Source organism: Polycladomyces abyssicola (assembly GCF_018326425.1).
Classification (GTDB): domain Bacteria; phylum Bacillota; class Bacilli; order Thermoactinomycetales; family JIR-001; genus Polycladomyces; species Polycladomyces abyssicola.
The window spans coordinates 674,871-697,224 of the sequence record NZ_AP024601.1 but is presented as its reverse complement, the minus strand read 5'-3'; the positions used below and the strand labels follow the sequence as shown (position 1 = coordinate 697,224).

Annotated in this window: 26 protein-coding genes; 11 read left to right on the top strand and 15 right to left on the bottom strand. The window is 50.4% G+C overall.

The features are described from left to right. Window positions 1–621: 621 nt before the first annotated feature. Complete coding sequence (locus tag KI215_RS03520) at window positions 622–2,253, bottom strand: peptide ABC transporter substrate-binding protein (RefSeq protein ID WP_212774200.1); 1,632 nt, start codon at window positions 2,251–2,253, stop codon at window positions 622–624. A gap of 281 nt (window positions 2,254–2,534) precedes the next feature. On the opposite strand from KI215_RS03520, the gene KI215_RS03515 reads away from it, so the two are divergent. Next, window positions 2,535–2,876: a DUF3899 domain-containing protein gene (locus tag KI215_RS03515; protein ID WP_212774199.1), complete on the top strand. Its 342-nt coding sequence runs from the start codon at window positions 2,535–2,537 to the stop codon at window positions 2,874–2,876. Here KI215_RS03515 and KI215_RS03510 read toward each other — a convergent pair. After that, on the bottom strand, window positions 2,850–3,095 hold the full coding sequence (locus KI215_RS03510) for a DUF1450 domain-containing protein (protein WP_212774198.1): 246 nt from the start codon (window positions 3,093–3,095) through the stop codon (window positions 2,850–2,852). The two genes, KI215_RS03515 and KI215_RS03510, sit on opposite strands and share 27 nt — an antisense overlap. 222 nt (window positions 3,096–3,317) lie before the next feature. Next, window positions 3,318–4,724, bottom strand: a complete 1,407-nt coding sequence (locus KI215_RS03505; RefSeq protein WP_212774197.1) for a branched-chain amino acid transporter BcaP — start codon at window positions 4,722–4,724, stop codon at window positions 3,318–3,320. Between the two features lie 388 nt (window positions 4,725–5,112). Between KI215_RS03505 and KI215_RS03500 the strand changes: the two genes are divergently transcribed. Continuing rightward, window positions 5,113–6,666, top strand: a complete 1,554-nt coding sequence (locus tag KI215_RS03500) for an APC family permease (RefSeq protein ID WP_246512269.1) — start codon at window positions 5,113–5,115, stop codon at window positions 6,664–6,666. Between the two features lie 101 nt (window positions 6,667–6,767). Here the strand turns inward: KI215_RS03500 and KI215_RS03495 are convergent, their stop codons facing one another. After that, window positions 6,768–7,130 (bottom strand): PqqD family protein, encoded by a 363-nt coding sequence (locus KI215_RS03495; RefSeq protein ID WP_246512184.1) that lies wholly within the window; start codon window positions 7,128–7,130, stop codon window positions 6,768–6,770. Window positions 7,131–7,133: 3 nt separating this feature from the next. Next, complete coding sequence (locus KI215_RS03490) at window positions 7,134–9,203, bottom strand: OPT family oligopeptide transporter (protein ID WP_212774195.1); 2,070 nt, start codon at window positions 9,201–9,203, stop codon at window positions 7,134–7,136. Window positions 9,204–9,916: 713 nt separating this feature from the next. Here KI215_RS03490 and KI215_RS03485 point away from each other — a divergent pair. Further along, window positions 9,917–11,251: a tetratricopeptide repeat protein gene (locus KI215_RS03485; protein WP_212774194.1), complete on the top strand. Its 1,335-nt coding sequence runs from the start codon at window positions 9,917–9,919 to the stop codon at window positions 11,249–11,251. A gap of 65 nt (window positions 11,252–11,316) precedes the next feature. On the opposite strand, the gene KI215_RS03480 is transcribed toward KI215_RS03485, so the two are convergent. Both KI215_RS03480 and KI215_RS03475 read right to left on the bottom strand, forming a co-directional pair. Beyond that, window positions 11,317–12,384 carry a phosphotransferase gene (locus KI215_RS03480; protein WP_212774193.1) on the bottom strand — a complete coding sequence of 356 codons (1,068 nt, stop codon included), beginning with the start codon at window positions 12,382–12,384 and terminating at the stop codon, window positions 11,317–11,319. 71 nt (window positions 12,385–12,455) lie between these two features. Further along, complete coding sequence (locus tag KI215_RS03475) at window positions 12,456–13,244, bottom strand: SDR family oxidoreductase (protein WP_212774192.1); 789 nt, start codon at window positions 13,242–13,244, stop codon at window positions 12,456–12,458. A gap of 134 nt (window positions 13,245–13,378) precedes the next feature. On the opposite strand from KI215_RS03475, the gene KI215_RS03470 reads away from it, so the two are divergent. Continuing rightward, the gene (locus tag KI215_RS03470) at window positions 13,379–13,672 is read left to right on the top strand and encodes a DUF2621 family protein (RefSeq protein ID WP_212774191.1); all 294 of its coding nucleotides are present in this window, start codon (window positions 13,379–13,381) and stop codon (window positions 13,670–13,672) included. Window positions 13,673–13,759: 87 nt separating this feature from the next. Here the strand turns inward: KI215_RS03470 and KI215_RS03465 are convergent, their stop codons facing one another. The 6 genes from KI215_RS03465 to KI215_RS03440 all read right to left on the bottom strand — a co-directional run bounded on the left by KI215_RS03465 (window position 13,760) and on the right by KI215_RS03440 (window position 18,219). Further along, window positions 13,760–14,722, bottom strand: a complete 963-nt coding sequence (locus KI215_RS03465; RefSeq protein WP_212774190.1) for an MBL fold metallo-hydrolase — start codon at window positions 14,720–14,722, stop codon at window positions 13,760–13,762. Then, a complete protein-coding gene (locus tag KI215_RS03460) occupies window positions 14,719–15,507 on the bottom strand; it encodes a TIGR01457 family HAD-type hydrolase (RefSeq protein ID WP_212774189.1) in 789 nt (262 codons plus the stop codon). The genes KI215_RS03465 and KI215_RS03460 overlap by 4 nt, the downstream gene beginning before the upstream one ends. Further along, window positions 15,507–16,238, bottom strand: a complete 732-nt coding sequence (locus tag KI215_RS03455; RefSeq protein ID WP_212774188.1) for a class I SAM-dependent methyltransferase — start codon at window positions 16,236–16,238, stop codon at window positions 15,507–15,509. The genes KI215_RS03460 and KI215_RS03455 overlap by 1 nt, the downstream gene beginning before the upstream one ends. A gap of 251 nt (window positions 16,239–16,489) precedes the next feature. Continuing rightward, window positions 16,490–17,110, bottom strand: a complete 621-nt coding sequence (locus KI215_RS03450) for a helix-turn-helix transcriptional regulator (protein WP_212774187.1) — start codon at window positions 17,108–17,110, stop codon at window positions 16,490–16,492. Between the two features lie 56 nt (window positions 17,111–17,166). Next, window positions 17,167–17,754, bottom strand: a complete 588-nt coding sequence (locus KI215_RS03445) for a hypothetical protein (RefSeq protein ID WP_212774186.1) — start codon at window positions 17,752–17,754, stop codon at window positions 17,167–17,169. A 21-nt stretch (window positions 17,755–17,775) separates the two neighbouring features. After that, on the bottom strand, window positions 17,776–18,219 hold the full coding sequence (locus tag KI215_RS03440; protein WP_212774185.1) for a DUF86 domain-containing protein: 444 nt from the start codon (window positions 18,217–18,219) through the stop codon (window positions 17,776–17,778). Window positions 18,220–18,365: 146 nt separating this feature from the next. Here KI215_RS03440 and KI215_RS03435 point away from each other — a divergent pair, with 146 nt between their 5' ends. From KI215_RS03435 to KI215_RS03420, 4 genes are all read left to right on the top strand, one after another. Next, entirely contained in the window at window positions 18,366–18,908 is a 543-nt protein-coding gene (locus KI215_RS03435) for a manganese efflux pump (protein WP_212774184.1), read from the top strand. Window positions 18,909–18,996: 88 nt separating this feature from the next. Continuing rightward, window positions 18,997–19,239 (top strand): hypothetical protein, encoded by a 243-nt coding sequence (locus KI215_RS03430; protein WP_212774183.1) that lies wholly within the window; start codon window positions 18,997–18,999, stop codon window positions 19,237–19,239. Window positions 19,240–19,252: 13 nt separating this feature from the next. Further along, window positions 19,253–19,615, top strand: coding sequence for a spore coat protein (locus KI215_RS03425; protein WP_212774182.1), 363 nt, complete (start codon window positions 19,253–19,255; stop codon window positions 19,613–19,615). Between the two features lie 49 nt (window positions 19,616–19,664). Continuing rightward, window positions 19,665–20,228 (top strand): HIT family protein, encoded by a 564-nt coding sequence (locus KI215_RS03420; protein WP_212774181.1) that lies wholly within the window; start codon window positions 19,665–19,667, stop codon window positions 20,226–20,228. On the opposite strand, the gene KI215_RS03415 is transcribed toward KI215_RS03420, so the two are convergent. Continuing rightward, entirely contained in the window at window positions 20,152–20,445 is a 294-nt protein-coding gene (locus KI215_RS03415) for a GNAT family N-acetyltransferase (RefSeq protein ID WP_212774180.1), read from the bottom strand. The two genes, KI215_RS03420 and KI215_RS03415, sit on opposite strands and share 77 nt — an antisense overlap. A gap of 127 nt (window positions 20,446–20,572) precedes the next feature. On the opposite strand from KI215_RS03415, the gene KI215_RS03410 reads away from it, so the two are divergent. From KI215_RS03410 to KI215_RS03400, 3 genes are all read left to right on the top strand, one after another. Beyond that, complete coding sequence (locus KI215_RS03410; protein ID WP_212774179.1) at window positions 20,573–21,220, top strand: MerR family transcriptional regulator; 648 nt, start codon at window positions 20,573–20,575, stop codon at window positions 21,218–21,220. A gap of 76 nt (window positions 21,221–21,296) precedes the next feature. Beyond that, window positions 21,297–21,575: a DUF3055 domain-containing protein gene (locus KI215_RS03405; protein ID WP_246512183.1), complete on the top strand. Its 279-nt coding sequence runs from the start codon at window positions 21,297–21,299 to the stop codon at window positions 21,573–21,575. Window positions 21,576–21,638: 63 nt separating this feature from the next. After that, window positions 21,639–21,932, top strand: a complete 294-nt coding sequence (locus tag KI215_RS03400) for a hypothetical protein (RefSeq protein WP_212774178.1) — start codon at window positions 21,639–21,641, stop codon at window positions 21,930–21,932. Window positions 21,933–22,007: 75 nt separating this feature from the next. On the opposite strand, the gene KI215_RS03395 is transcribed toward KI215_RS03400, so the two are convergent. Further along, window positions 22,008–22,352 (bottom strand): YutD family protein, encoded by a 345-nt coding sequence (locus KI215_RS03395; protein WP_212774177.1) that lies wholly within the window; start codon window positions 22,350–22,352, stop codon window positions 22,008–22,010. Between the last annotated feature and the right edge of the window lie 2 nt (window positions 22,353–22,354).

Below are 22,354 nucleotides of genomic sequence, written 5' to 3'. Positions count from 1 at the left end.
AGCATATTCTGATGATTAATATAGTTAAGGCTGGAAACAGCCATTAACCCTGAGATTCAATATAGAGGAAAGGTTCCCTCTATTTACTCTACTAGATCCTATTTTCACTCTGCAATTCATATTCTGTTAACAGTTATTCAATCCCTTTTTAACATAACTTACTTCCGCCTATTTTGTAAAATGTCAAACATAAGGAGAAAGACTGTTGGCTTATGCAGCGATAGTATTGTCTGGATGACCGGTGACGATTGTGTCCGTGGATAACGGAGTCCACTGGATAGTCGGCATTTTACAATGGGGACTCGGCTAAACCTATATGTACTCCTATGTACTCCCCAAAGGTGGCTACGCCACAGAAAGGCCATCCCTCCCACGCACTGATGTTTTACCAGGATAAACGAAATCTCCTCTACAAAACTCGATCCATCACCTTCCTGTCAATCTGGATGGATTTTAATTTTATAAAAATTCATCCTGATCCAGGATGGTTAGATGTCCAATTATATATTATCGTCACATTGTCCCTTTTTGAAAGAGGAAATTTTTCACTGTTAAATTGCAAAAAAAAGGAAGGCAGTGTAGATTACTTGCCTTCCTGTCGAGAAAGTCTGTCCTCAGGCGTTACTGTTTCGCTTTGCCTTTGATATATGCCCATTTCAAGGAGTAATCCGGACCGACCGGGTGGCGAACTAGATCATGGACATACGTTTTTTGCACGAACGATTGAGATTCGTAGTACAACGGCGCGATCGCTGCATTATCGATCAGTTCTTTTTCCGCTTTGATCAAATTCTCGTTCCGTTCTTGATAGTCGGTGGTCTTTTTGGACCGATCGATCAGCTGATCGAAATCGGGGTTTTTCCAATCCCCGAAGTTGACCGCGCTGTCCGACTTCCAGACATCCAGGAACGTCATCGGATCGTTGTAATCCCCCACCCAACGACCGATCGACATTTCGAAATAACCCTTTTTTTCCAGGTTCAATTTTTGCTTGACCGGCTTCGGGTCGATGACCACTTTCAGACCCAGATTGGTTTCCAACTGCTCCTGAATGGCCAAGGCTACCTTTTTGCGGTCGTCGTCATAGACCATGAGGGTGAGATCTGACGGAGGAGCGGAAAGGCCCAGTTCCTGCAAACCTTTTTCAAAATATTGCTTGGCTAAGGCCGGATCATACTCCGGTTGTGCCGGTGATTGGTCACGGAATGATTGGTTGTTGTAACCCAGAATCGATGGCGGCACAATTCCGCCCGCAGGTTCCGATCCGTTTTTCAGTACATCCTTCACAAGGTCGTCACGATCGATCGCCAAGTTGATCGCCTTACGGATATTTTCGTTGGCAAGGAACGCATCATCCGTGTTGAAAATGATGAAATAGGTGATCCCGCGTGTCACGGGCAAGTACTCTTTGTTGTTTTTAAACACTTCCACCAAATTGTCATCCAACGGTGCGACATCCACTTGGCCTGATGTGTATAAGCTCATTGCCTGCGTGGCATCCGGAAGAATCTTGACGTTAACCTCGGTCAGATACACGTTGTTTTTATCCCAATACTCCTCGTTTTTCCGATATTGAAAGCCTTGATCATGCTCCCAACGCGAAAGCACAAAGGGACCATTGTACACCATATTTTCCGATTCTTTGGCATACTGGCTGCCGTACTTTTCGACGATGTCCTCCCGTTGCGGAAAGTACGTAGGAAACGCCGTCAAGCTGAGGAAATACGGGATCGGCTCTTTCAACTTGACCTGCAGGGTGGTGTCATCGAGTGCCTTGACTCCCACTTCATTCGCACTGACTTTCCCCTGATTGTACTCCTCGGCATTTTTAATGGGGTACAAAATGTAGGCGTAATCCGATTTGGTCTTTGGGTCAAGCGCCCGTTTCCACGCATATTCAAAATCCTGCGCCTTCACCGGTTCCCCATCGGACCATTTGGCATCACGGATTTTGAACGTATAGGTTTTTTTGTCCGGGCTGATCTCAGGGTAATCCACCGCCATCGCGGGAACCGGTTTGTTATCCTTGTCCAGGCGCATCAATCCTTCCATCACATTGTTCAACAGTGTGATGGATGTACCGTCAGATGCTTTGGCACTGTCCAAGTTGGGTGGTTCCGTCTCCACGACGAGGTTCAACACTTGCGGTTCATTGGGGCCGCCTTGGGCTGTGTTGCCGGAGAGACTGCAAGCGGACAACACCCAGCTGACCGTGAACAACACTGCCGCCAAGGCATACACCTTCCGTCTCATCAGTAGACCTCCTTCACATCTCCTGGAACAAAGAGGGATAATGGCGATTTTTTGCAGATAATTTAAACAATAACCTCTGTCTGCTGGTTCAAACACGGCAAGAAAAATATCCTTTATTATAATAATAGAATGCAGCACATCAGAAAAGAGACGAAATGTATAATCTTTAACTTCCTATATTTTCTTCTCTCAAATCCTTATCGTTGCCATAAGGATCCGGCTTGTTTAAAAGAAGAGAAATAAAAAACTTTTATAAATTTCTATACTTAAGGAGGATTGGCATGCATCGAATGCGTCCCTGGCAGTGGAGTTTGATTCTCATGATCGGATCATGGTTGATTGTGGCGCTTATTTCACATACTCAAAAGTTGGAGTGGATCAATGGACTCTTTTTGTTCGGACTCGGTTTTCTCATGGTATCCGGAAGTGCCTATGTCATTCGTGGTGGATTTTTTTCCTTGTTTGTCCGTAGTTTGCGAAAGTGGCTGCAGCCACCGGAATTAGAAGATTGGGGTGAGGAAACAGATTCAGAACGCACCAAAAGGTTGGAATGGATCGTTCCCGCGTTTTTGATGGCGGGATTGGTCGATACCACCCTATCGTTTGCGCTCGTTTATATTTGATTCGATCAAGCGGATGATGTTGCGGTACAGCTGATTCGGTGAATCTCCCTCAACAATTTCGTCGCCGACGACGGCATACAACTTCTTTGCGCAACGTTGGCAATTGCCCAAGCACTGAAAGGCATACACACGTACGTCCGGATGGCGTTGCAACCGATAGTAGACAGACTCGGAACCGTTGCACATATTCGTCAGGCAAAACTCCACCGGTACGCTCATGAATGTCTCGCTCCTTTTGGTGGGGGTATATGTTTCATGGTAGCATACGGTTCGCTCTCAAGTCCCGATTGGATAAAAAAGGAACATCGCAACACGTCAAAATACTGCTGACAATGTAAATGCCGTTTCCCAACCAATCGGCTCCAGCCTGACAGGTTACGGAGCATAGGCGGGAAACGGCTTTCGCTTTTCATCACGTTTTCAACAACCTAGAGGTTTTGCTTATTGCGCTTTGGATGCATTCAGCGCGGAATGCTTGCGGGAATAAGTGAAGTAAATGATCAATCCTATTGTGAGCCAGATCAGAAACGCCGCCCAAGTGATCCACATCAGTTGGGACATCAGGAAAGCGCATAGCACGATCGACACCGCTGGAACGAACGGGACGGCCGGGCAACGGAATCCCCTCGGAAGATTGGGCTGGGATTTACGCAGAACGATCACACTGATGGACACAATGATGAATGCGAACAAGGTTCCGATGTTGACCAATTCGGCGATTTGTCTGATCGGCACCAACGCGCCGATCAGTCCCGCGACGATGCCCAACACCCAGGTGACATTGTAAGGGGTACGGTATTTTTCGTGTACACGGGAAAACCATTTGGGCAACAGACCGTCTCGTGACATGGCGAATGCCACGCGGGTTTGGGCGTAAAGTGCCACCAGCATCACTGTCGTCATGCCCACGATGGCACCGATGTCGATAAATGCGGCAAACCATTTTTGGCCGGCGATCTGCAGGGCCAGCGAGACCGGATGGTCTTCATGCCCTTTGAAAAGTGGATAACGCACGATCCCGGTCATAATGGCGGAAACCACCATGTACAACATTGTGCAAATTCCCAGTGAATACAACAATCCCCGCGGCAACGTGCGTGCCGGATCACGCGCTTCCTCAGCCGCAGCACTCACCGCATCAAATCCCAGGTAAGTAAAAAAGACAATTGCCGCAGCGGCGAAGATGCCTTTGGCTCCAAAAGGTGCGAACGGTTGCCAGTTGGCCGGCTTTATGTAAAATACGCCGATCAAAACAAACAGCAGGATCACACCGATTTTAACCAGCACCATCACGTTGTTGACCCGCTTGGACTCTTTGATGCCACGGGACAACAGCAGCGTGATCAGCATGACGATCAAAAAGGCGGGCAGGTTGAACAGCGTCGTCTTTCCGGGAATGGCCCCGGGGGCCGCCCTCAAAGCGTCAGGCAAATTCAATCCGAATCCGCCGAGCAGTGACTGGAAGTAACCGGACCAGCCGGATGAGACGGCGCTGACGGCGAGCATATATTCCAACACCAAATCCCAACCGATGATCCAAGCAGCCAGTTCGCCCAAAGTGACATAGCTGTATGTGTACACCGAACCGGACACGGGAACCGTGGAAGCGAACTCCGCATACGCCAAAGCGGAAAATGCACAGGCCAGTCCGGCGATGACAAATGACAACATCAATCCGGGGCCTGCTTTCAGCGCACCCGTACCGGTCAACACAAAAATACCGGTGCCGATGATGGCCCCGATGCCGAGCAGGGTGAGATCCCACACCTTCAGTTCCCTTCTCAGCCCTTTGCTTTGTCGACTGTTATCAATCAGTGTACGGACACTTTTTCTTCGAAACAGATCCAATGAAAATTCCTCCCCACACCATCCAGTACACGAAATAGCCCTGCAATTCAGTCGGATCAGACCATGTCTCTCAACCTGTTTAGTATATTAACGCGTTTGGGGGATAAAATTCAAAGGAAAAAATTCCCTCATGGGACACTATCGTTTACGCAATTAACAAAAAAATCCCGGAAAGACAACAATATAAGAGCTAGATTATGAAAATATTTGTTAATAAATCCTAAGATAAAGAGATAGCTGATTTATGTTATATTGTTCAACATAAGCTTCATCCAGTGTTACCCCTTCCGGTTAGTGCTGCATCATGAACGCATCTTCAACCCCTAGGAAAGGAAGTGATTCAGTGTCTGAAAAAAACATAAAAAAAGATTTGGGAACATTTGCCCTGATGATGACGGGTCTGGGTTCCATCATCGGCTCCGGCTGGTTGTTCGGTGCGTGGAAAGCGGCGTCGGTTGCCGGACCGGCAGCGGTTTTTGCCTGGATTTTGGGCATGATTGCGATTATGTTCATCGGTTTGACGTACGCAGAGTTGGGAGCGATGTTTCCGCAAACGGGCGGAATGGTGCGTTATGCCCAATATTCGCACGGTTCCTTTGTCGGCTTCATTTCCGGTTGGGCCAACTGGATCGCGATCGTGACGGCGATTCCCGTGGAAGCGATCGCTTCCGTTCAGTATATGAGCTCCTGGCCGTGGGAATGGGCTCGCAGTCTGTATGACGGAAAAGAATTGTCGCCGATAGGGCTGCTCCTGGCCGGCATATTTGTTATTGTTTACTTCTTGTTGAACTACTGGACCGTTCGTCTGTTTGCCGTGGCAAACAACGCCATCACCGTGTTCAAGATCATCGTCCCCACTTTGACGGCATTGGGCTTGATCGTTTCCGGTTTCCACAGCGGAAATTTCACGGACCACGGCGGGTTCACCCCTTACGGATGGTCCGGAGTGTTGACGGCAATCGCCACTTCGGGTGTGGTTTTTGCGTTCAATGGATTCCAAAGCCCGGTCAACCTGGCGGGGGAAGCGAAAAACCCGAGCCGCTCCATTCCAATTGCGGTGATCGGATCGATCCTGATTGCCGGCTTGATCTACGTGTTGCTGCAGGTCGCTTTTATCGGCGCGATCTCTCCTGAACAAGCCGCCAAAGGTTGGGCCAACATCAACCTGAACTCGCCGTTTGCCGATTTGGCGATCGCACTTAACCTGAACTGGCTGGCGCTGCTTCTGTTTGCTGACGCGTTCGTTTCGCCATCAGGCACGGGGATCACTTATACCGCCACCACCGCGCGGATGATTTACGGCATGAAGGAAAACGGATATATGCCGGGCATTTTTGGTTCCATTCACCCGCTTTACGGAGTGCCGCGTGCGGCCATGTGTTTCAACTTGGTGATTTCGTTTGTCTTTTTGTTCTTTTTCCGCGGATGGGGCTCTTTGGCTGAGGTGATTTCCGTCGCAACGCTGATTTCGTACGTGACGGGGCCGATTTCGGTCATGGCGTTGCGCCGTACAGGCCCGCATCTGAACCGCCCACTCAAATTGAAAGGCATGAGTTTTATAGCACCGATTGCGTTCATCTTGGCGTCATTGATCCTGTATTGGGCGACTTGGCCGTTGACGGGCGAAGTGATTTTCATCATGTTGTTGGGCTTGCCGATCTACTTCTATTATCAAGCCAAAGCGGGTTGGGCCGGTTTTGCCCAGCAGCTGAAGGCAGGCTTATGGATGATTGTGTACCTAGCCTATATGACTTCGATCTCTTATTTGGGCAGTGACCGATTCGGCGGTATCAATATGATTCCGTATGGTATCGACATGGTGTTGATCGCTGTGTCTTCCCTGCTCTTCTATTTCTGGGGGATCAAAAGCGCATGGGAAACCGAGTACATCCAAGCGAGCAAACAAGAGAAAGTCCAGGAAAAAGCGGCAGTATCGATGTAAGACTAAAACACCATCCAGTTTTCCATAAATGGGAGGCTGGAGGAGCTATTAAAAAACCCAGCGGAAAAACCGCTGGGTTTTTAAAAGCCTCAAGGAGCGTCTCAACGCTCTCGCCAAACAATCCATCCGTTGGCCTCCACAATCTGCATAAATTTGATCAGCCGCGGTAACAACGGTTCAGCTTCTTCCCCGAACCGCTCGCGCACCCTGTCAGCAATTTCCCGAACCGTATACCGTCCGTTGCAATGTGAAAGCACAAATGTGCCCAATGCATCCAGTTGAACGCGTATGGCAGCAGGTTGTTTCAAGTATTTGACCGACAGGCGCTCCAGCCAGCTCGTGCGCGGCAGGATGAGGGCGGCTGAAGTCGCCCCTTCCTCCCGTTCCAAGTGCAGGTGCGTTTTCAGTTGCGGAGTCATCTCCAACAGGTTTTGTTTGGATCGATTTCGGCGAAAACCGAACACGCGTCATTCGTTCCCTTTCTTGTTGTCGTCGTTGCTCTCTTCTTGTCCTTCCGCTCCAGCCTGCTGTTCATCGGTTGCAGGTTGGCTTTGTTTCTCTTCAGCCGCATCCGCTTTTTCCACCACTTTTTCTGCCGGTTCGGTTTGAGTGTTTTCCGGAGAATGCGTGGTTACGGCTCCTGCCACTGCCGCTTGCAGTTTCGCACGTCCGGCCACCCACCACAGCAGCAAAGCGGTCAGCACGAATACTGCCAACGGCAACAACTGGCTGTCGAATTTCGGCGTCGCTTCGGGCGATTTCACGTTCAACCAGATCAGGATCGCGATGATGACACCGGCCAGCGATTCACCCGCGATCAAGCCGGAAGCGAACAAGGTGCCCGTTTCGTGCCGGGATTCACGCAGTTTGTCATCCTTGGTAAAGAAGTCGACCAACCAGCGGACAATGCCGCCCACCATGATCGGAACACTGACATGCACCGGCAGGTACACGCCCACGGCCACAACCAAGGAGTTCAGACCCATAAATTCGATCGTCACAGCCAGCGCCACGCCGATGAAGATCAGATCCCACGGGAGGTTCCCCGCCATCATTCCTTCAATGATCACTTTCATCAGCACGGCTTTTGGTGCCGGCAAAGCGGCAGACCCCAGACCATAGGAGGCGTTCAACACGATCAACACAAATCCGATCACCAGACCGGAAGCCAACACCCCGACCATCATCGCCAATTGCTGTTTCCACGGGGTCCCCCCGACCAGGTAACCGGTCTTCAGGTCTTGTGAAATGTCACCTGCCACAGCCAACGCCGTGCAGATGATCGCCGCCACAACCAAGGAGGCCACCATACCTGCTTGTCCAGTGACACCGATAGATTTGAAGACCACGGTCACGATGATCAATGTAGCGATGGTCATCCCCGATACCGGAGAAGAGGAGCTTCCGACGATCCCCACAATCCGGGATGCTACGGTGACGAACAGGAAACCGAAAATAGCAATGGCGATCGCACCGACGATCCCCACATCGGTGACCGGCACAAACGCGATCACCAGGATCAGCGCAAGAATGCCGAGGATCACATAGGTCATCGGAATATCGCGATCCGTCCGTTCAATAGCGACCGTTTCGCCGTTGCGGTTGGCCCGAATGCCCCGTACCGTGTCACGGATGGAGCTGTACAAGATCGGCAATGTTTTCACCAGCGTGATCAAACCGCCGGCCGCCACCGCACCGGCACCGATATACCGGATGTATTCTTTCCAAATGGTCCATGCATCCATTTTGCTGATCGGATCTGCCGCAGGCAGGATCGGCTGCGTGCTCCCTGCCCCGAAGAAAGAAATCGCCGGAATCAGCACAATCCATGCCAGCAGGCCCCCTGCCAGCATTTGTCCGGCAATGCGTGGACCAATGATGTATCCCACACCCAACAGCGCCGGGAAGGTATCCATCCCGATAACAGCATTTTTAAATTTGGCCACTTGTGTTTCAATTTCCGTTTTAAACAGCGAAAAACCGTCTCCCAACGCTTTGACCAATGCACCGATGCCGAATCCGGCAAAAACAAGTCGTGCATTGCGCCCGCCCGTCTCGCCGGACTTCAACACCTCTGCACACGCCGTTCCTTCCGGATAAGGAAGCGTTTCATGCTCATTGACAATCAACAGGCGACGGAGCGGGATCATCATCAGCACACCCAAAAATCCGCCCGTCAACACGATAAAGGAAATCATAACTTGGCTGGGGTTCAACTTCCACAGGTACAATGCGGGCAAGGTAAAAATTGCACCTGCAGCAACCGCTTCCCCTGCCGTGGTCATGGTTTGAACAATGTTGTTTTCCAAAATCGACTCCCGGCGGAACAGTCCGCGCAAGATGGCCATCGAAATCACGGCCGCCGGAACCGATGCACTCACTGTTAATCCGATTTTCAACCCCAAATACGCGTTGGCCGCACCAAACACAATTGCCAAAATAATACCCAACACAAGTGCGACCACCGTCAGTTCCGGCAATGAACGTGAAGCCGGGACATACGGAACAAACGATGGTTTACCAGACCCTTTATTCACTTTTACACCACCTTTTGAGAGTTTTAATCATCAGAAAATATTTAGAGTCCATTCCCAATGTCCATCTTAACACGAAATGACCCTTGGATGGCAACTGTGTTTTTACGTTGGCAATTTTGGCTTAAGTTCATATTTTACAAGTATTTTCTCTCCCGCGAATAGATGGTCGTATCAGAAAGAATAAATGCCCATATCATCCAAATATTATAAATTTGTATATATGAGAAAGACAATTATCTTCCTTGCAGAAAACATCATCGATTTATTTTTTTCATCTCACAATTCATTGATAGAAATTTTTCTTTTATCTATGATTTCTCCTCAGTTCTCGCCATTTTTTATATTTTGCACATCCATCATTTTCATGATACATTCCATAAAAGGAGTAATTGCTGTATCGTCCATTGGAAACAATCACACTGTTGAACCCTGAGGAGTATTTCATCCATTTTGTTTGCCTAGAATAGACATACAGATCTCTTTTGTTTCATTTGGTAAATTTATCCTCGAATAAAAGATGATTTTCTTTTGCTTTCTTTCTGTAAAGCGTTTATGATGAATACAGTTAGTAAAAAAGTCATAAGGATTTTTGATTAAAATCCACAATGTGGTTGAAATAGAAAAATATTAAATAACGCTATATCCAATCCCAAAAAAACAAAGTATGATACACTTAAAAGAAAAATGTCAGTAGAAACGTGAGGTGGACCAAGATGAATCCGATCGAGATGAGCGAGATTGGAGAAGTTATAAGAAAAGTACGTAAAGAGCGCGGCCTTCGATTGGAAGATCTCGCGGACGAGAATATCTCTCCCGCGACGGTCAGCAATATTGAACGGGGTGTTCCCCATGTCAGTCCGACAAAGATTCATTATTTGATGGAAAAACTGGGTCTGGACATCAACCAGTTGCCTGAGTTGTTAAAAGACGAACAACAAAAAATGCAAGACCTTTGGCTCACCCTGCAATCCATCGAATCCAAGTTGGATTTGGGTGTAACCGAAGGCCTTTGGGATCAATTACGCGGACTGGATTTGGATGACGCGCACCCGTTTGCCGCCTATTACTATTACCTGCGGGGGAAATACCAAAAACACCGCCGCAATTGGAAACGTGCGGAACGGGAATTCTCCAACGCCATTCGTCTCGCGGACCAAAGCGAGGAAGGAAAACGGGAAAACATCGAAGCGGCCAGCTTCAACGAGTTGGCACTGTGCAGTTACTACCAAAACAATCTGGAACAGGCCATCCGCTACACAGAAAACGGCATTGAAGCCTTTCTTCCCGACCAAGGGCGCCGCTATTACAAATATATTCTGATGACCAACAAAGCGGCGTACCTGGAAAAAGCCGGGCGCTACGAAGAGGCACTTCGCGCTGTACAAGAACTGTGGAACCATCTTCCCGAGATTCAAAACATCTCTGTCATCCTGTACCTGTATGAACTGCGGGCTGTTCTGCTGCGCCGTTCCGGTATGTACGATGAGGCGATCCGCTATGCACAAGAAGGGTTGGAAATCGCCCGCATCAACAAGCAATTCGACCGCTCATTTGATTTGTGGTCCGCTTTGGGAAGCGTCTACATGGCCAAGAAAGAGTGGAAAAAGGCAGAGATTTGTTACCGTACAGCCTTGTCTTTGAAAGGCACATTCGAAGATGAAGCCGTTTTCGTATCCGCTTACTCCGATTTGGGCACCTTGTACATGTTGCAGGAGAAATGGGAAGAAGCGGAAGAAGCGCTGTCACAAGCCATCGAGTTGGGCCGCTCGCTCAACGATGCTTTGCGCCTGGTCGGTGCACTGCTCGTGATGGGCGAATGCAAACAAAAACAACAACAATTCCAGCAAGCGATTCCGTATCTGGAAGAAGCCCTTTCTCTCACCGAAAAATACGGGTACAAGCAACTGCAATACGATGCGCTCTTTCTGCTGTCCCGTTGTTGGGAGCAAGTGGATCGCGAGCAGTTCAGCAAAACGATTGAACAAATGTACCAAGTTCAAGTGGAACTCAACCAACAGAAAGGGCAATCGCTGTTGGACCGCATCTGACAATCGGCTGTGCAAACGGGCCTCCAATGGAAGCGAAAACATCGCTTCTGTGGAAGGCCCGTTTTTCACAACCAATCCACCTTGGGCACCGTCACACCAAACGCTTCCCGTATCAAATCAGGGAAACGGCGAATCAACATCAACTTTTTCTCTTCCACTGTCACTGCTTGGTTCAAATGAGCCTCCGCCTGACGAGTAGTGTATTTTTGGCGGTCATAGGTTTGGTACAAGACATGGGAGATGCGGTGAGGAAACAGAAATTGTGCGTAGACAAGTTGGTACTCTTCTTCCTTCAACGGAGAAACCGACTGGTATGCCCGTAATAATGGCACGACGATTTCCGGTTTTCCGGTTCGTCCATACGCGTAGATCAGCCATTGTGCCAAATCTCTTGCCCGAACGTCCACTATCAGATGACGCCAATCGATCAACTGGACGCCTTCGGCGGTGCGCAGCACATTGCGGCGATGCAAGTTGCCGTGACATACCTTGCCATGTTCAGACGTTTCCAAACAAAGACGGTCTCCGCCTGCTTGTTCCAAGTATTGAACGGCATTGTCCACCATCGTGTCCGCATAAATGCTGTGGTTCAACCACAGTTCATCCATCTCCTGCCGTTCCCCCGCCAAATCGGCAGCCATTTGGAAAATGGCCATCTGTCTACGGCTTTCTCTCCACAACTCCGTCCATTTACCCAAATGAAGACAGGTTGCTCCATCCACTTCCGATTCCCAATCCCTCGTGGCCGTATGAAACAGAGCCAAATGCCGACTCACTTGCAACCATCCGTCGCGGTCCCACTTCTCCATCTGTTGCCCATCTTGCCATGGCAATATCATATACCGGTGGGCAAAGCCGGGGAAATGTCGTTTTCCTTGTTGAGTCAGAGTCGGCACAGGAATGATGTATCCCGCCTGCTTGACGTGTTCGGCAACCTGTTCGACCAGTGTCCAGGTAGCCTCTTCCCCTTTGCGAAAACGTTTGATGGCATAAGCTCCTTTGTCCGTCTCCACCTTCAAAACACCGGCATAAGGTTGAGCGGATTGCAACTGCAGACCGTAATAATGCTCCAGTAATACATCCAACCGTGGTTCGCCTGTCCATTCCCTCACATCATCCCGGATGTCTGCCATGGAATGTCCCCTCGTCATTTCTTGTTATCTGTCACACTCTATGTACAAACGCGAGGGAATGTGCCTATATTTCATTCCAGCGGCGCCTTGGAGACGGGATGGATCACGTCCAACCCACCGGTAATGTTGATCACGTTTCCGGTTACGAAATCAGAATCCGCCTCGCACAAAAAGCGGATCACCCGTGACACATCCTCACCCGAGCCTGGCCGTCCCAATGGGGTTTCCTTATCTGACAACCTTCGGACATCCTGAATCGTCTTTTCCTTGTTGTCTCCTACTATGTCACCCGGGCAAACCATATTGACCGTAATCCCATAGGGTGCTTCTTCCACAGCCAACGACTTGGTAAATGAAACCAATGCCGTTTTCGCCGCTGCATAAATGGTACGGTCCGGCCAAGCAGGGGCTTCTCCCGCTCGCCCAAAACCAAACAAAATGATCCGTCCGAACTGATTGCGTCTCATGTGAGGCAAGACGGCATGAATGATCATGACCGCACTGCGGAAGTTGCCGTCAATCAGTTGTTCAATTTCTTCGACCGAATAGTCGGCAAAACGGCGACGTTCACGCACAAACGGTCCTACTGCGTGTACGAGGGCATCGACACGGCCAAACCTCGTCACAGTCCGTTCAACCAATCGAGCCACTTCCGTCCGCTGGCTGACATCTGCCTGTACCGCTTCCACCTGTCTGCCGTACTCTCTGAGATGATGGACCAACCGGTTTGCCTCTTCCCCTCCCTGACGGTAGTTGATCATGAGATCCCACCCGGCACAAGCCAACTCCACTGCCGCCATTCGTCCCAAACCGCGTGAACCTCCCGCGATCAGCGCAACGCGGGGCTGATGTGATGTCAATACAACTCCCTCCCTGATTCGTCTGGATTCATGCCTTCAGCCGACAAGATCATAAAATGGAAAGCTTCCGTGTACACTGTGAAAAACAAGCTTGCCGGACAATCTTGAGGGCATGTTTCAAAGGAGTGTGGAAAATGAAATGGTCCGATCATGCCAGAGATTTGCTCAATGAATTGGTCAGTCCCGTTCCCTCGCTGGAACGAGCCGAGGTCAAGCGTGCAATCAAAGAACAGGTGGAAGAACTGGCCGGAGAAGCGGGTCATTCGGGCGTGAACCGCGAGGAATGGGTGGTATGCGGTTATTGGTTGTCCGCTCCGGTCCAGGTCAAACGCCTCACGGAAGGGTATTTGAGAAATAAAGGATATGGTCGTTATCTTGTATCACCCGATTCCACTCCCCATCTTCTCCAGTCGCTCGATCGATCATAACGGACCGTTGTAAACAAGCCGCGGTCATCCACGGGCACCCAGTGCCCGATCGGAGCCGCGGCCCAATCGTTTCCCACCTAGCTCACATCAAGCATGCATGTAGTAAAACCGGCCTTTTTCCTCCGCCAACTGCAGCATCCCTTCATCCCGCAGATATTCCAAATGGGCCAAGGTTTCCGACAGGGCAAAGCGGAGATTATGGATGGACAGATTGGAGCCGAAGATAAAATCACACACCTCTTTCGCTGTTTTCGGACCTTCTTTCACAAATTCCAGCATTTCATTCAGTCGTGCGGCATGGTGCGCTTTCAGCTCTTCGATTCGTTTCCGGTAATGATCAAATACGGGTCCGTGAGAAGGGAACACTTTCTTCACCGGCAGATCGTTCATACGGTCCAACGTGGTCAGATACGACCGCAACGGATTGGGATCACATCCGGGCCACAGACTGATGTTGGGTGTAATTTTGGGAAGCAGAAAATCGCCGCCGATCAACCATTCTCGTTCCGGATCGTAGAAACTGAGGTGGCCGTCAGCATGTCCGGGGGTATGCAGTACTTCATAGCTCCTGTTTCCCAAACGAACCGTCTCTCCACCGGCAATATAAGTCGGTTGCGGGTGAGGTTCCACCCATCGACGGAAATTGCGCAGGTGATCGGGCATCTGCTTCACCCATTCTTCATCCAAACCGTGTTTGGCGTAAAATCGCGCCATCGTTTCCGGCTGATCGCTGTCCTCCCGCCAAAACAGCAAGGCCTGCTCGGCATCCGTCTTGGACATGTATACGGGTGCTCCTGTCTTTTTCTGCAATGTGCCGGCCAACCCGTAATGATCCGGATGATAATGCGTCAGCACGATTTTTTCTACATCTTTCCATTCCCATCCCATTTCCTGCCGTGCTTGTTCCCAAGTATCCAAGTCTTCCCCGATGTGAAGTCCTGTGTCAATCAATGTAATCCCGTCAGTCCCTGTCACCACATACGCGTGAATGATTTTCAACGCGAACGGCAACGGCAGAGAAACTTGCGTGATATCCTCCCATTTGTTCATCGGCTGGCTGCCTCCTTCTGTATCCATTGCAGCAGGTTGTCCACTTCATAGGTTGGCCGGATATCGGATGCCGCCGTTTGTTCCCGGGTGGTAACACCGGTATAAACCAGCAGCGTGTCGATTCCGCCGACCGCTCCTGCCTGGATGTCAGTCATCAGATTGTCTCCCACCACCAACGTTTCTTCCGGTTTGCTTCCCAATCGTTCCAGTGCGTAATGAACCATAAACGGCTCGGGTTTTCCAACAAAGACGGGGTCGACCCCTGTGGCAGTCGCGATCGCCGCACACAATGATCCGTTGCCGGGCAACAGTCCTTCTTCCGTCGGCAACGCTTTATCTCCGTTGGTTCCGATGAACCGGGCGCCATTGCGAATCGCCAAACAAGCCTTTTTCATTTTTTCATAGTGAAAATCCCGGTCGATGCCGACCACGACTGCATCGGGCCGGTCTTCATCGAAACGGAAACCGGCTTCACGCAGAGCCGTGATCAAACCCACTTCGCCGATGGCATAGACGGATTGCGCCGTTCCCTTCAATTGCTCCTGCAAAAAGCGGGCGGTGGCGATCGATGACGTCATCACCTGATCCGGCTCCGCCGGAAATCCAAACGCTCTCAGTTTTTCCGCCACTTGTTCCGGAGTACGGGATGAGTTGTTTGTAAAATAAAGGAAATCACGGCCGCTGTCTTTTAACCAGCGTACAAATTCCAGCGCTCCCGGAATCACTTCCTTCCCGCGGTACAGTGTGCCGTCCAAATCCAGTAGATAGGCCTGATAGGTTTTCATCAGTTACCACGTCCCATCAAAATCATGCGCGGACTTTCCGACGTATACGGATTGCCTTCAAAATCCCCCTTGGCATCCTCCACCCGCAAACCGGATTGTGCCAGCATATCCCGCATTTGTTCATACGTGTACATTTTGACGCGTTCATGGTATTGACGGCGATGCCCGTCAGGAGCCGTGATGGTGATCGTTTTCCGTACGAAATCACCGTCAATGCGACGTTCCTCCCGGATGTGCAAACCGTTTTGCTCCCGCTCACTGACAGGAACCAAGCGAGATTGCACCGATTGACGATTGAGAAAATCAATCAGAAACGCGCCGCCAGACCGTAGTACACGTGCGATTTCGTGCAATACCTTTTGGTTGTCCGCATCCGTTTCAAAATAACCAAAGGAAGTAAACAAGTTAACGACCACGTCAAAAGACCCGTCTTCAAAGGGCAATTCCCGCATGTCGCCGCGAACATACCGAATGTTCCGACCTGCTGATTCTTCCCGTGCGTGTTTCAACAGTGTCTCGGACAAATCGATTCCTGAGACGTGCAATCCCTCCTCTGCCAGCGCGATGGAGTGACGTCCCGTGCCGCAACACAAATCCAATACGTGTTGACCCGGTCTCAGGTCCAACCACCGGGTGATCGCCCGCACTTCTTTTTTTGCGGATGATTTACTGCGATGGCGATACACCAGCAGGTAATCTTCCCCGAAACTTTCTTCGTACCATTGAGACATATGGTTTCCCTCCTGATTCCACAAAACGCCCGATTGATTTCATTGTATTGCAGGATTGTCCCGCAGTGCAAAAAAAGAACGGCTCAATGCCGTTAAGACCAAGTTGTGTCCGAACCAGGGCATCTCTGATCATCGCATGTAAGTGACTTTTCCCAAGGCCGCCGAGCGAAGTTCCCGAAACGCAGGAACCCCACTGCGGGCAATTTCCTCTAAACGATCCGGACGATATGGATCAGACACGGCCTGCTCAATCAATTGTTTTTGGGCTTGATCACATAGACACAATGTTGCCCGCCTTTGGCCTTGCATTCTGTCCGATCCACATCCGCATCCAACATATTGCGGAACCACCCGATTTCACAAGCGCAAGCCTGTTGGTACCGATTTGCCACCTGCGCGATCGGACAGTTGAGCTCCGTCAACTCGTAGGAACCGTCTGACCGCTTTTCCAGCCGAACCATATAGCCCTTTTCATCCTGCAGTTTAGCGAGTGTTTTGACCTGCTCCTCCCACGTTTTACCCCGAAAAGCATCTTGAAACTCTTTTGTCAAACGGTCCTTGCGCCGTTCAAACAACCGCTCAACTGCTTCCGGACCTTCCGTCTCCTCGATGTCCTCCAACAGACTGAGTGCAAAGGTATGATAGTTTTTTGGGAAATATTCATCCGCTTTATCTGTCAGATAAAATTGGCTGGTCGGACGCCCCATCGCCTGGCGCAACAGACGGGAACCAATCATCTGATCCCGTTCCAACGTGTTGAGGTGGCGCCGTACCGCCATCTCCGTGATGTCCAGTTTTTCAGCCAAATCACTGACCGTCATCGGTCCATCCGTTTTGAGCAGATGCAATATCTGCTCCCGAGTGGAGGTCATTGGGCCTCACCTTCCTCTCCCATTATTCTACCCGGTTTCATCAATTTCCGAAACCATTATGTATCCTTACTGGTCATTTCTATTGTTTGCATGGCCATTTCCAATCTCTCGTCCCAAAGCCTTACCTTTGTCAAACGGACACTCTTCGTAAGAGGGGCTTCCATCGTTTTATTCCGGTTGTAACATCGGATATGATGCGCGCCCAGCCATACCGCTCGCGCCTGTAGAAGGACGGTGACAACGTCGCTTTTTTTGTCCCCCGCATGGTCCAAGTATGGAATCCCCGTCTCCATAACGGTCTCGGCAAGTGCCTGCAAACGGGCAACCGGTGTAGGCGAACTTAAGGGATTGGCTTCCGCTGTTCCAGGATGGTCTCGGAACAGACGGATCACTTCGCTCATGTCCGCCTCTCCGAGTAACAGTGCATCCCTACGCCATTCGCGCACATGCAGCACATCGCTGTGCCAATCTCTTCCCGGCGGCACCGCCCTTTCCTCGCCCCGATCTGCAATCACCAGTTCCAACAATGCACATGCCATCGCTAATGTGAGGGCCAACGAACTCCCCGCTTTGGGACTGGGGAACGTTTTCATCGCCATCTCGGTCAATAATCTGTTTATGGGCATTTCCTCGATACGGTCCAATGTTGACGACTCCTGTTTTTATCAGTAACTTTCCCCCAGTTCCCGCGTCAAATACGAACGCACCCAGTGGATGAAGGAAGCCATGATCTCCCGTTTATCCAGATGCACCGCCAAGTCCGCAGGTGCCAACGTGTCGTAATGGCGGACCAATCGATCCCGGAAGAGAACCAGCGCTTTCATCGTATCCGCCTGTTCCGCAGGAATTACCTCTTCGTCAGTCAAAATGTCCACGATATCCAGATACCCACCGGGATCGCGCATAACAAATCCGTCGATCAGCAGACTACCCACGTCGATGATGCATTCCACCGCGATATGATAGGCACGGGACAGAGCAAACACGCGAATAGGGTCTTGTATCCACTTCTCCTTGGGGTGTTCGTCGATGCGGGCGATCACGTCGATGCAGGTTTGCAGATAGGTCAACTGCCGTTCGATTCTTTCCGTATTGACGTCATAAATCATGACTGAAACTCCTCCTTCTGGGCATATCTTGATCTGGGCTAAACCACTGCCCGAAAAACCCCGTGCCCGTTGATTTCCGCCGTTTCTCTTTCATCGTCAGCGACATAGGGTGTCATATCCTCAAAAAAGTGTCAGGTGAACGTAAAATGCATCCGTTATTGCCGTTAATCGCGCTTTCATTCGCCGCCAATGTGGACAATGTCGGAGTAGGCATCACATACGGTTTGGGTAACAAGCAGATTCCGTATGCGGCACTGTTGTTGGTGGCCGTCATAGGAGGATTCGCTTCGGGTACTGCCGATTGGCTCAGTTCCTGGTTACGTCCCGTTCTCCCCGGTTTTTTGCTGGGGTGGATGGCAGGTTTCACCATGCTGATTATCGGCCTGCGATCGTACTGGGCCGCCCGGGTCCGCATCACCCGTTACGCCACCCTGTTGGAAAAGGAATGGTGGTTTTTGGCCCTGGGGTTGTCTTTGAACAACCTCGGGATCGGATTGACCGGCGGGCTGCTCGGTTACGCCCCCACTTTCTTCGGCCTGGTTTTAGGCGGATTCAGCGGTATTCTTCTCTGGGCGGGCTGTATGCTGGGCGCCCGGGTCCGCCGGATTTTTCACCCCGGCCCGTGGCTTCAATATATCAGTGGCAGCGCTTTGATCCTGCTAGGATTATACCAAATCATCACCTCATGAATCCCGGGTTTTAACATGGGCCATGCATATTCCCTTCCTTTTTTTCAAACAATGAGACCATCAGAAGAATGGGAAGGGATGAAGGAAGATGCCATTGTCCAGCAAAGATCTGCATTATTTGAAGGATGAGCTGTCTTGGGAACTGTTGGCGATGAAGAAATGTCATCATTTCGCTCAGGAAGCTCAGGACCCTCAAGTCCGCCAGCTGATCGACCGGGTCGGACGTATACACCAACAGCATTACGAAATCCTGCTTTCCCAACTACAATCGGAAGTGCAAACCGCGGGGATCCAACCACAACCACCTGCCGGTGGAACCATGACGCAATAAGGAGGCGACAATGATGCAACCACCATACGGACAACAAACACCCACGCGGGGGACTCAGCAAAACCAACCTCAGCAATCGACCGGATTGCCCCAGGTCAAAGGGCCGGAATTGAACGACCGTGATCGGCTCAACGACATCCTGTCAACTGAGAAATACTTGACGACAGCCTACAACATCGCGGTGAACGAAGCCAGTACTCAACAATTGTATCAAGTTCAGATGCAGATGTTGACAGAACTGCATCAGTGCCAACGCGATCTGTTTAATCTGATGAGTCAAAAGGGTTGGTACAAAACCGATCCCGCCCCGGCGCAACAAGTAACGCAGACGGCACAACAATTTGCCAACTACCGGACACAGTTTCCATATGCGTAACAAAAGGCCCCGGCTTCCCAGCCGGGGTCTTGTTTTTTATGGAAAAACAGTGAGTCCGTTGACAGGTATTGCAGCTAACCATGTGGAAATCAGAGAATGCATTACCTTTTCCGAGCGGAGGGAAGTGAATTGGGCACCACAGCCGCCGACTGCTTTATTTGCCGGAAACATCGGGGTGAAACTGTTCTCCCATCTGGAAAAGATCGCGGAAAATGACCTTGCATTACTCTACCACGCTCCTTTGGAAAAACAACCGGAACCTTCGATCTATCTGGGTCACTTGATCGTGGAGTCCCGACGACACACGACGGGATGGGATAAACTAATGGAAAAGGAAGCTGCCGCCATCGGCCAAATGATATCACGAGCCGCCCGTGCACTCAAATCACTGGTTCAAGCCGAACATATCTATGTATTCGGCATCGGACACAACGTCCCTCATCTGCATGTTCACGTCATTCCCCGTTATCCCGGAACGCCGCAGGAATATTGGGGGATTCGTGTCACCGAGTGGGACACCGCCCCCCGCGGCGGGATCAACGAGGTGGACCATCTGTGCCGAAAGCTGAGGCAGTTTTTTGACACCGCCACACCCACTTCTCCACCACCGTGACCGTTCCCAAAAAGTCCTCCTTCCGCTCGTTCACTTTGACGAATCCTCGCCGCGCATAAAAAGCGCGGCCGATTTCGTTTTTTTGTTCCACCCAAGCATACATGCTTTTGATCCGTCCCGCTTGAATGACCGCTTCCAACAATCGACGCCCGACGCCCTGCCGTTGGACATCCGGCTTCACATACAATCTTCTCAGTTCGAACATGCTTCTCCACATCCATCGTCTCTTGTCTGTTTTTTGTTTTGTTTGTCAGGAAATGACATTCTTTGTCGGACTGGAAGGATTTCCATCCCTTTCCCACGAATGGATAGCCAGGAACGTGATTAACGGGAGGAGATGAACCATGTCTAAGCCAGCCACGATATCCACCCGGGAAGCTGCCGAGCGTCTTCACGTCCATGCCCGTACGATCCGCAAATGGATCGACGTCTTCGCCGAATACATTCGCCCGGAGTGGAACGACCGGGGCCATTACGTGCTGACTGAAGAAAGTTTTAACCGCTTGGCGGATATACAAGAACGCTTGCAGCAGCAACCCAACAAGTCCATGCGCCAAGTGCGGTTGGAATTGTATAAAGAGGGGAAATTGAAGCCGGAACAGCCACCCGCGTCCACTCAAGACGCAAAAAAAGACAAAGTGGCGCCGTTTCTCAACGCGGAAAAAGCATTGCAACACATGATGAAACATATGGAAAATATCGGAGAAATGGTGTCGGAGCTGTACGAACGGTTGGAACGGATGGAGGAACACACATACAGCTTGTTTGACGCCATCGAAGAGCTGGACAATAAATTCACCACGATGACCTATGAGTATGCTCCCGCCAACGACGTACATCTCATGTTTGACGAAATCCGTAAAAAGCAGGACCAACTGCGCATCGAGCTTCGAAACCTCTCTTTCAACAATCGCTTGGCGGCCGCTTCGGAAGAAAGCCAGTTCGTGCCGCGGAGACAAAAGAAAAGCGCACGTTTTTTGGGCATATTCTGATCCTGCGGTTTTTGGGCTCCACTGATGTGGATGCGGTATAATGGAGAACGGAATCCACCCGCAAAGGAGCTCGTCAATGATGACACAAGAGAATTGGATGTTTTTATATGACGATAAGGAAGAGACGCGTACCCGGTTCGTCAGCTTTGTCGGTGATACCAACCGTTTCGACTTGGCGATCATTCAGACCGATCGATTTTACGGTAAGCTGTTGGTTTTGAACCTTCAATCCAACAAATTCGCCATCATCGGTCCAGACGACTTGAAGGAACCCGGTTATCTGGAACACGTATACGGTTTGTCGGAAGCGGAAGCGAAGGAGTTGGAGCAATTCCTTTGGTCCATGATCGGTTGACAAGTGCATTCGGGCGCATAGTTCCTCCCCGCCAGGGGAGTTTAATTTTTGAGGTGAAAGCAAATGCGCCGGAAACATCCCAAACGTGATTTTCATGAAGTATCCACAGTGGAATCCCAACGCAATGAGTTAGTACCCGAAGAATTCCCGGAAGGCCCCTACGGTGCGGCTCACAACGAAGCACAATTGGGCAAAAGCACGCCTTGGCAACCGGACCAGCATGCCTCTCCCCAATTTACTTACGAAATGCGGGAGTTTCATGAAGGGCTTCCCCGTCAAGCCCCCGGCAGTCACCCTACCCACGACGAACGAGATCGCGAGGGAGATGCACCGACTCAACCGACCTTTGAACCCTGAAAAAACGGGAGTCGAATCCGCCTGCGACCGCTATGATCGCTCGGGAAAGATTCGGCTCCCGTTTCTCCGGAATTTTCACCGCTTTTCGTATACGCGTCGTTCACGTTGTTTTCCTTTCCGCGATTTGGTATAGTGACGTTTGTTGTTGACGCAACGCAACACGAAATACGCACACCCGAAATTGCAGTATTCGTTCAGGTATTCCTCCAAATAGCTGATTTTACTATCGTTGGTCGCTTTGGGGTGATGGTCGGAAAAAAAGCCCTTCAACCTTAACTGACCATATCCCCAATCTCCCACGATGTAGTCGTATTTCCCCAGAATATCGCTGTACCGCTTGCGAAACGCCTCCGGATTCCACCCGTTTTTGTGATTCGTGATCAATTCATATTCTTTTCCCTGTATAGAAATAGTTTCCATAA

What these genes read in the sequence shown, in the direction of transcription:
- KI215_RS03460 (WP_212774189.1), bottom strand. Translation starts at nt 15,507, where the DNA reads ATGAAAACCTATCAGGCCTATCTACTGGATTTGGACGGCACACTGTAC.
- KI215_RS03435 (WP_212774184.1), top strand. Translation starts at nt 18,366, where the DNA reads ATGCATCCGTTATTGCCGTTAATCGCGCTTTCATTCGCCGCCAATGTG.
- KI215_RS03515 (WP_212774199.1), top strand. Translation starts at nt 2,535, where the DNA reads ATGCATCGAATGCGTCCCTGGCAGTGGAGTTTGATTCTCATGATCGGA.
- KI215_RS03450 (WP_212774187.1), bottom strand. Translation starts at nt 17,110, where the DNA reads ATGACCTCCACTCGGGAGCAGATATTGCATCTGCTCAAAACGGATGGA.
- KI215_RS03410 (WP_212774179.1), top strand. Translation starts at nt 20,573, where the DNA reads ATGTCTAAGCCAGCCACGATATCCACCCGGGAAGCTGCCGAGCGTCTT.
- KI215_RS03465 (WP_212774190.1), bottom strand. Translation starts at nt 14,722, where the DNA reads ATGAACAAATGGGAGGATATCACGCAAGTTTCTCTGCCGTTGCCGTTC.
- KI215_RS03400 (WP_212774178.1), top strand. Translation starts at nt 21,639, where the DNA reads ATGCGCCGGAAACATCCCAAACGTGATTTTCATGAAGTATCCACAGTG.
- KI215_RS03510 (WP_212774198.1), bottom strand. Translation starts at nt 3,095, where the DNA reads ATGAGCGTACCGGTGGAGTTTTGCCTGACGAATATGTGCAACGGTTCC.
- KI215_RS03520 (WP_212774200.1), bottom strand. Translation starts at nt 2,253, where the DNA reads ATGAGACGGAAGGTGTATGCCTTGGCGGCAGTGTTGTTCACGGTCAGC.
- KI215_RS03395 (WP_212774177.1), bottom strand. Translation starts at nt 22,352, where the DNA reads ATGGAAACTATTTCTATACAGGGAAAAGAATATGAATTGATCACGAAT.
- KI215_RS03405 (WP_246512183.1), top strand. Translation starts at nt 21,297, where the DNA reads ATGATGACACAAGAGAATTGGATGTTTTTATATGACGATAAGGAAGAG.
- KI215_RS03485 (WP_212774194.1), top strand. Translation starts at nt 9,917, where the DNA reads ATGAATCCGATCGAGATGAGCGAGATTGGAGAAGTTATAAGAAAAGTA.
- KI215_RS03500 (WP_246512269.1), top strand. Translation starts at nt 5,113, where the DNA reads ATGATGACGGGTCTGGGTTCCATCATCGGCTCCGGCTGGTTGTTCGGT.
- KI215_RS03480 (WP_212774193.1), bottom strand. Translation starts at nt 12,384, where the DNA reads ATGGCAGACATCCGGGATGATGTGAGGGAATGGACAGGCGAACCACGG.
- KI215_RS03455 (WP_212774188.1), bottom strand. Translation starts at nt 16,238, where the DNA reads ATGTCTCAATGGTACGAAGAAAGTTTCGGGGAAGATTACCTGCTGGTG.
- KI215_RS03440 (WP_212774185.1), bottom strand. Translation starts at nt 18,219, where the DNA reads ATGATTTATGACGTCAATACGGAAAGAATCGAACGGCAGTTGACCTAT.
- KI215_RS03430 (WP_212774183.1), top strand. Translation starts at nt 18,997, where the DNA reads ATGCCATTGTCCAGCAAAGATCTGCATTATTTGAAGGATGAGCTGTCT.
- KI215_RS03470 (WP_212774191.1), top strand. Translation starts at nt 13,379, where the DNA reads ATGAAATGGTCCGATCATGCCAGAGATTTGCTCAATGAATTGGTCAGT.
- KI215_RS03425 (WP_212774182.1), top strand. Translation starts at nt 19,253, where the DNA reads ATGCAACCACCATACGGACAACAAACACCCACGCGGGGGACTCAGCAA.
- KI215_RS03415 (WP_212774180.1), bottom strand. Translation starts at nt 20,445, where the DNA reads ATGTGGAGAAGCATGTTCGAACTGAGAAGATTGTATGTGAAGCCGGAT.